Source organism: Gemmiger sp. (assembly GCF_057431175.1).
This window is the reverse complement of sequence record NZ_DBMDDV010000046.1, coordinates 1-6,236: the sequence shown is the minus strand read 5'-3', so window position 1 is coordinate 6,236 and position 6,236 is coordinate 1. Positions and strand designations below refer to the sequence as shown.

Sequence of the window (6,236 nt, the reverse complement as noted above, 5' to 3'; positions counted from 1 at the left end):
AGACCGTTTTTTATGGTCCGCACACCGGATAACTGAGAGGCAGAAAGCCGGAAAAGCCCGGAGTATCAAGGGAAAACAGCTCAAAAACTCGCGCAATACGGCCTCAAAGCCGCTCGTCGCGCACCGCAGTTCAGCAAGCGCTGATTACCCGCTGCGCAGCGAAAGCCTTATCCCACAGCAAAACTGGCGCTGGTCCTTGTGGGCCGGCGCCTTTTCTATAGCAAAAAGGAGAACCCATGGCCTTATCCGTAAAAACGAAAGAGCATATCCGCCGCTGGGCGGCGCGGGTGCTGCCCAAGTGGGGCGCACTGGCGGGCGGGGGCGCCGCATTGGCGGCGGCCATCGCGTTTACCGGCACGGCGCTGCACTTTACCACCGTCAACGACACCCACGGCGGCAGCGTGCGCATCCTGACGGCATCCACCGACCTGGACACCGTGCTGGAGCAGGCCGACACCCCGCAGCTGCGGGAGCATGACCGCGCCGTCTGGACGCACACCGACGACGGTGAACAGCTCGACGTTCTGCGCGCTTACACCGTGCCCATCACGGCGGATGGCACCACGCAGGAGGTCATCACCACCGGGGCAACGACGGCGGAATTGCTGGCCCAGGCCGGGCTGGCCTGGACCGAGGACGATATCCTGAGCAGCGGCCCCGATGAGATCATCCCCGAGGGCGGCAGTATCACACTGCAGCGGGTCAGCTATGTGGAGTACACCCAGGACGAGGTCATCCCCGCTGCGGTGGAGGATATCCCCACCAGCCTGTTCTATCGCAAGCAGGACAAGACGATGACCCTGCAGGAGGGTGTGGATGGCCTGGACACCGTGACCTACCGCGAGACCTGGATCGACGGCCAGTGGACAGCCACCGATGAAATCGACCGTGTGACCCAGGCTGGCATGGTGCCCACCATGGAGAAGGTCTACGGCGAGGGCGCGCCTGTGTCGCAGTTCGTTGGGCCGGAGATCGTGGACGGCGTCCCCGCTGAAGGTGTGGCTGAGGCCTACACGAACCAGCGTTCCACCGGCTACTCGGCATCGGAAACGGCCAAAGGTGCCAGCGGCCGCCGCCTGACCTACGGTACGGTGGCCATCAATCCCAACATCATTCCGTATGGCTCGCTGATGTACATTACCAGCGCCGACGGCAAGTTCGTCTACGGCTATGCCTACGCCGCCGACACCGGCACGGCCATGATGGCAGGCTCGGCCTTCATCGATCTGTACTACGAGACCTATGACGAGTCCGTGATGAGTGCGGTCATCCCGGTGAACGTCTATGTGCTGGACGACGAGACTGCCGCCAAGTACAAAGAGCAGAACGATGCAATCCTCGCGGCTGACACGGTGGTCGGCAGATAAAGCAGCAGACAAAAAATAACAGGGTCGTGAACCGCTGCGGTTCACGACCCTGTTATTGTACAATTTTACTTCGTGCCGAAAATACGGTCGCCGGCGTCGCCCAGGCCGGGGACGATGTAGCCGTTGTCGTTCAGCTTCTCGTCCAGGGCACCGACATAGATGTCTACATCGGGGTGGGCCTCATGCAGGGCCTTCAGGCCCTGGGGCGCGGCCACCAGGCCGATGAACTTAATGTGCTTGGCACCGCGCTTTTTGATCTGGCCGATGGCGTCACAGGCACTGCCGCCGGTGGCCAGCATCGGGTCCAGAACAAAGACCTCGCGCTCGTTGATGTCGTTGGGCAGCTTGCAGTAGTACTCGACCGGCTCCAGCGTCTCCTCGTTGCGGTACATGCCGATGTGGCCGACCTTGGCGGCGGGGATCAGGTTCAGCATACCGTCCACCATGCCCAGGCCTGCGCGCAGGATGGGCACCAGGGCCAGCTTACGGCCGGCCAGGACCTTGGTGCGGGCCAGGGCAACGGGGGTCTCGACCTCGACTTCCTCGGTGGGCAGGTCGCGGGTGGCCTCATAGCAAAGCAGCATCGCGATCTCGCTTACCAGGTCACGGAACTCCTTGGTGCCGGTGTTGCGGTCGCGCAGCAGGCTGATTTTGTGCTGGATCAGGGGATGGTCAACAATTTCAACAACGCTCATGGTATGATCTCCTTGCAATTCAAAAATATTCAGCCTGCCGTGCAGGCAACGAAACTTAGTGATTTTCCAGTGCCATCATCTTGTCGATGCGCTGCTGGTGGCGGCCGCCCTCGAACTCAGCGTTCAGGAAAGCGTCCACGATCTGGCAGGCCAGTCCCGCACCCACCACGCGGCCGCCCAGGCACAGGGCGTTGGCGTTGTTGTGGCGGCGGGTGAACTCCGCGCTGAAGGTGTCGCTGCAGCAGCAGGCACGGATGCCCTGCATCTTGTTGGCGCACATCGACATACCCACGCCGGTGCCGCAGCACAGGATGACCAGCGCACAGCTGCCGTCCTGTATGGCCTTGCAGCCCTTGGCGGCATAGTCGGGGTAGTCCACGCTGGCGGTGGAGTCGGTGCCAAAGTCGGTGTAGGCAATGCCCAGCTCGTTCAGGTGTGCCTTGATGGCCTCTTTCAGTTCATAGCCGCCGTGGTCGGCAGCCAGTGCAATCGGTTTGTCAAACTTCATTTTGTTTCCCCTCTGTTTTTTCACGTTCCGCGCGCTCCCGCTCGGCCTGGCTCAGCCGGTGGTAATCCGGCAGCAGGGCGGCGGGGGGCACACATTCGCCCTTTTCCCACATGGCCTTAGAGGCCAGTGCTACGCCCGCACCGCGCAGAACCTGCAGCGGCTGCGGCACAGCGGCCACGCCCGGAACGCTCTTATATATATTGTAACACAAAGTTGCGCCGTCGCCAACAAAAAACAAAGGTTTTTTACAGCTTTGTACAAAATTTTCCAGCGCTGTGACCGGCTCGGCGGCGTCTGGGGTCAAGCGGTCATGACTGGCAAGGTCAAACGCGCCCCAATACACCTGCCCGCGGCGGGCGTCCTGTGCGCCGATGACGGTGCCCTCGCCCGAAAGGCCGTAGGCCAGTGCGGCCATCGTGGAGACGCCCGCGCAGGGGATCTGTTTGGGCAGGGCCAGCCCCTTGACGACGGCCAGCCCGATGCGCAGCCCGGTAAAGCTGCCGGGGCCGTTGGTCACACCCAGCACGTCCAAATCGTCCACGGTCAGGCCGCAGGCTTTCAGCGCGGTATCGATCATGGGCAGCAGTGTCTCACTGTGGGTCAGGCCGTTGTTGCACTGGGCCTCGTACAGCAGGGTATCGTCCCGCAGCACCGCCACAGCCGCCGTTTTGCCGGCGGTGTCCAAAGCCAATAAATTCATTGAAATCACCTATTTATCATTCAATCGTAATCTTCCGCGTCGTCTCATCCACACGCTCAATGTGGATTTTGATGGGATTTTCCGGCGCCAGCAGCTCCGTGCAGTTCTCGCTCCACTCGCAGGCAACGACGGCTCCCATGTCGAGGTAGTCATAGAACCCGGCGGCGGCCAGGTCGTTTTCGGTGTGGATGCGGTACAAGTCAAAATGTGCGAACGGCCGCGGGCCGCGGTAGTAGTTGACAATGGCAAATGTTGGGCTGGATACCGGGTCGGTGCAGCCCAAGCCCTCGGCCAGGCCCTGGCAGAAGGCGGTCTTGCCCGCGCCCAGGCCCCCGGTGAACGCGATCAGCGCCCCCGACGGCAGCGTCTTGGCAAAATCCCGCCCGGCGGCGACGGTTTCTTCCCGTGAATGGGTCGTAAATTCCTGCATAGGCAAACTCCCTGCCTGCGGCCGAATAGAACAGTGGCCGCACTCGTATATATTATAGTACACAAAAACCGATTTGTAAAATTTAATCTGTAACTTGGCAAAAACCGTCGAAATGCGGTATAATACAAATACTATCAAGGGAAGGAGTCCGCCCATGTATCCGCTTATCCGCCGGTATCTGCGCCGGGTCGATGTGTTCTATCTGCTGCTCTGCGCGGCGTGCTCGGCGCTCAGCGTCGTGGTGCTTGTGTCCATCGGCCAGACCCAGCTGGGATCCAACAACAAGGCGTCGGTGCAGCTTATCGCCAGCCTGCTGGGGCTGATGCTGGCGGTGGTGTTCTCCACTGCGGATTACCACGCGCTGGCCCGGGCCTGGCCGCTGCACGCCGTGGTGGCCTGGGGGCTGGTGCTGCCCACCCTGTTTTTGCGCAACGTCAATACGGGGCTTGTCACAATCGGGTACGACGCGGGCGGCACCTCCAATTACAGCTGGTACCGCGTCGGCGGCATGACATTCCAACCCGCCGAGCTGGCAAAAATCAGCTTTATTTTGACATTGGCGCTGCATTTGAGCAACGTGCGCGGCCAGGTCAATAAGCCGAAGAATTTGCTGCTGCTCCTGCTGCACATCGGGCTGCCTGCGGCGGCCATTCATGTGCAGGGCGACGACGGCACGGCGCTGGTGTTTTTAGGGATAGGCCTCGTCATGCTCTTTGCGGGCGGGCTGTCCCACTGGCTGGTGGCGGGCGGCTTGGCGGCGGGGGCTGTGGGCGGCGCGGCGCTGCTGGTGCTGCGGCCCGGCATTTTAAAAGGATACCAGTTCAAGCGCATTCTGGCCGTGCTTACGCCCGACGACCCCGCGCTGGCGGACATCACCTACCAGCAGAACAAGGGTGCCATGGCCATCGGAACCGGCGGGCTGACTGGGCAGGGGCTGTTTTCCGGTGAACACATCTTTGTGCCCAACGCCTGGAACGATTTTATCTTTGCGTACCTCGCCAACGTGCTGGGCTTTATCGGTGCGGCGGTGGTGCTGGTGCTGCTGCTGGCGCTCTGCCTGCGCACGCTGCAAACCGGTCTGCGCTGCCCTGACGCGCTGGGGTGCAATATCTGCGTGGGCATTTTTGCGGCGCTGTTTTTGCAGTGTGTCATCAACCTGGGCATGAATTTGCAGGTGCTGCCGGTCATCGGCGTGACGCTGCCGTTCTTCTCGGCGGGCGGGTCCAGCGTCGTGATGATGTATCTCTGCGTCGGCATTGTGCTGAGCGTCGGCATGAACACCCGCCGCAGCAAGCTGGATATGCAGCGGATCATATAAGTAAAACGGGAGCGGCGGAAAGCTGCTCCCGTTTTTATCATTCTGCGGTTTTGGGGTTTGGCATGAAAAGCCCGGGGATCAGACAGACCGCCGACGCACCGACGATGATGAACACGGTGCGGGACAGCCAGCTCATGCTGCCGCCCAGCAGCCACCCCACGGCGTTAAAGCCCCAGATGCCGTAGATGCCCCAGTTGATGCCGCCGATAATGGCCAGCAAAAGTAAAAGTTTTTTGAAACAAGACATGGATGATACCCTCCTTTGTGGGAGAGTATGTGCGGGGATGTGGGAGTTTATGCGCGGCTGAAGCGGGACCCGCGACTTACCGCCGCATCCCTTTCACGGTTCATCCGCAGGGAAAAATCCTGCCCCCCTTCGCGGGGCGTCGAGGACGCCGCCCCCTACATTCCTTGTCGTAACCCTTCCGCCTATTTGCAGGGGCCGCATATAGGCGGCCGCCAACCTTAACGCCATATCCGGCTTACGCATCGTCACCCTGTAGGGGCCGGGCATGCCCGGCCCGCAGTTTTGCCATAAGTACCCGCTTAGCATTACAAACTGGAATTTGTTATTCTCCTATGGAGGCATCGCTATCGTCTTTAAGGCCACAAATCGCAACTATACCATTATTTTTATAACTTACAACGAGAGTAGTGTCATTCCCAAGTTTCCAACATGCAGTGCTGTTTTCACTGGTATCAGGCTTCCCCCATACCTCTCTAAGCTGGTCAATATGGTACCCTGGCAAAAGGTTATTAACATCGGCTTCACTCATTTCTGCGCAACGCCAGCGAGGGTCACGGCATTATCAAGATGGGCAACAGTGTATTACCATTCACCAATCTGGAGCCCAAGGATAGTGATGTCTATCAGCTCATCACAACGAAACCGGGAGAAAGGAAGAAGCAAGAATGATTTTGCATAAAGAAAAGGCGGGCCGGAGCCCGCCTTAGAGTCAGTGGCAGTTTAGTACTGCCAGATATTGTTTTCTAAATCATGCAGACGCGCTTTGTAGTCGTTAATAAGCGCCTGCGTGTTTTCTGTTTATAAATGCTAGTTCTAGAACAGTCCATAAGCCTTGAGAACTCAGATACATTAATCTGTTTGTTTTGATATTGGTTGTAGTATTTCCAAAATTTGTCCGGTAAGCTGTCAGATGTAGTCTCATTGCAAAACCCTGCATTTTATAATCAAGTGCTTGTTCGTTCAATGCTGTA

Annotated in this window: 8 protein-coding genes; 2 read left to right on the top strand and 6 right to left on the bottom strand. The window is 59.2% G+C overall.

Annotation, left to right across the window (positions count from 1 at the left end; all coding sequences use genetic code 11):
• The first annotated feature begins 236 nt into the window (after positions 1 to 236).
• Positions 237 to 1,367, top strand: coding sequence for a 3D domain-containing protein (locus tag ACZO0A_RS12060; protein WP_291212973.1), 1,131 nt, complete (start codon positions 237 to 239; stop codon positions 1,365 to 1,367).
• A 65-nt stretch (positions 1,368 to 1,432) separates the two neighbouring features.
• On the opposite strand, the gene upp is transcribed toward ACZO0A_RS12060, so the two are convergent.
• From upp to tsaE, 4 genes are read right to left on the bottom strand one after another with little or no spacing between them, the layout of a single operon-like run.
• Positions 1,433 to 2,062: a uracil phosphoribosyltransferase gene (upp, locus tag ACZO0A_RS12055; protein ID WP_147610596.1), complete on the bottom strand. Its 630-nt coding sequence runs from the start codon at positions 2,060 to 2,062 to the stop codon at positions 1,433 to 1,435.
• A gap of 55 nt (positions 2,063 to 2,117) precedes the next feature.
• A complete protein-coding gene (rpiB, locus tag ACZO0A_RS12050; RefSeq protein ID WP_302376062.1) occupies positions 2,118 to 2,570 on the bottom strand; it encodes a ribose 5-phosphate isomerase B in 453 nt (150 codons plus the stop codon).
• Entirely contained in the window at positions 2,560 to 3,270 is a 711-nt protein-coding gene (tsaB, locus tag ACZO0A_RS12045) for a tRNA (adenosine(37)-N6)-threonylcarbamoyltransferase complex dimerization subunit type 1 TsaB (RefSeq protein WP_302376061.1), read from the bottom strand. Before tsaB ends, rpiB begins: the two co-directional genes overlap by 11 nt.
• A 16-nt stretch (positions 3,271 to 3,286) precedes the next feature.
• Positions 3,287 to 3,700 carry a tRNA (adenosine(37)-N6)-threonylcarbamoyltransferase complex ATPase subunit type 1 TsaE gene (gene tsaE, locus ACZO0A_RS12040; RefSeq protein WP_302376060.1) on the bottom strand — a complete coding sequence of 138 codons (414 nt, stop codon included), beginning with the start codon at positions 3,698 to 3,700 and terminating at the stop codon, positions 3,287 to 3,289.
• A 154-nt stretch (positions 3,701 to 3,854) separates the two neighbouring features.
• On the opposite strand from tsaE, the gene ACZO0A_RS12035 reads away from it, so the two are divergent.
• Positions 3,855 to 5,018 carry an FtsW/RodA/SpoVE family cell cycle protein gene (locus tag ACZO0A_RS12035; RefSeq protein ID WP_302376059.1) on the top strand — a complete coding sequence of 388 codons (1,164 nt, stop codon included), beginning with the start codon at positions 3,855 to 3,857 and terminating at the stop codon, positions 5,016 to 5,018.
• Positions 5,019 to 5,055: 37 nt separating this feature from the next.
• On the opposite strand, the gene ACZO0A_RS12030 is transcribed toward ACZO0A_RS12035, so the two are convergent.
• Both ACZO0A_RS12030 and ACZO0A_RS12025 read right to left on the bottom strand, forming a co-directional pair.
• Positions 5,056 to 5,265, bottom strand: coding sequence for a DUF378 domain-containing protein (locus tag ACZO0A_RS12030; RefSeq protein ID WP_302150522.1), 210 nt, complete (start codon positions 5,263 to 5,265; stop codon positions 5,056 to 5,058).
• Between the two features lie 772 nt (positions 5,266 to 6,037).
• A partial coding sequence (locus tag ACZO0A_RS12025; protein WP_486846389.1) for a hypothetical protein occupies positions 6,038 to 6,236 on the bottom strand: 199 nt, incomplete at its 5' end.

Excerpts from the sequence above, each read along its gene's own strand:
- ACZO0A_RS12060 (WP_291212973.1), top strand. The coding sequence starts at position 237 with ATGGCCTTATCCGTAAAAACGAAAGAGCATATCCGCCGCTGGGCGGCG.
- upp (WP_147610596.1), bottom strand. The coding sequence starts at position 2,062 with ATGAGCGTTGTTGAAATTGTTGACCATCCCCTGATCCAGCACAAAATC.
- rpiB (WP_302376062.1), bottom strand. The coding sequence starts at position 2,570 with ATGAAGTTTGACAAACCGATTGCACTGGCTGCCGACCACGGCGGCTAT.
- tsaB (WP_302376061.1), bottom strand. The coding sequence starts at position 3,270 with ATGAATTTATTGGCTTTGGACACCGCCGGCAAAACGGCGGCTGTGGCG.
- tsaE (WP_302376060.1), bottom strand. The coding sequence starts at position 3,700 with ATGCAGGAATTTACGACCCATTCACGGGAAGAAACCGTCGCCGCCGGG.
- ACZO0A_RS12035 (WP_302376059.1), top strand. The coding sequence starts at position 3,855 with ATGTATCCGCTTATCCGCCGGTATCTGCGCCGGGTCGATGTGTTCTAT.
- ACZO0A_RS12030 (WP_302150522.1), bottom strand. The coding sequence starts at position 5,265 with ATGTCTTGTTTCAAAAAACTTTTACTTTTGCTGGCCATTATCGGCGGC.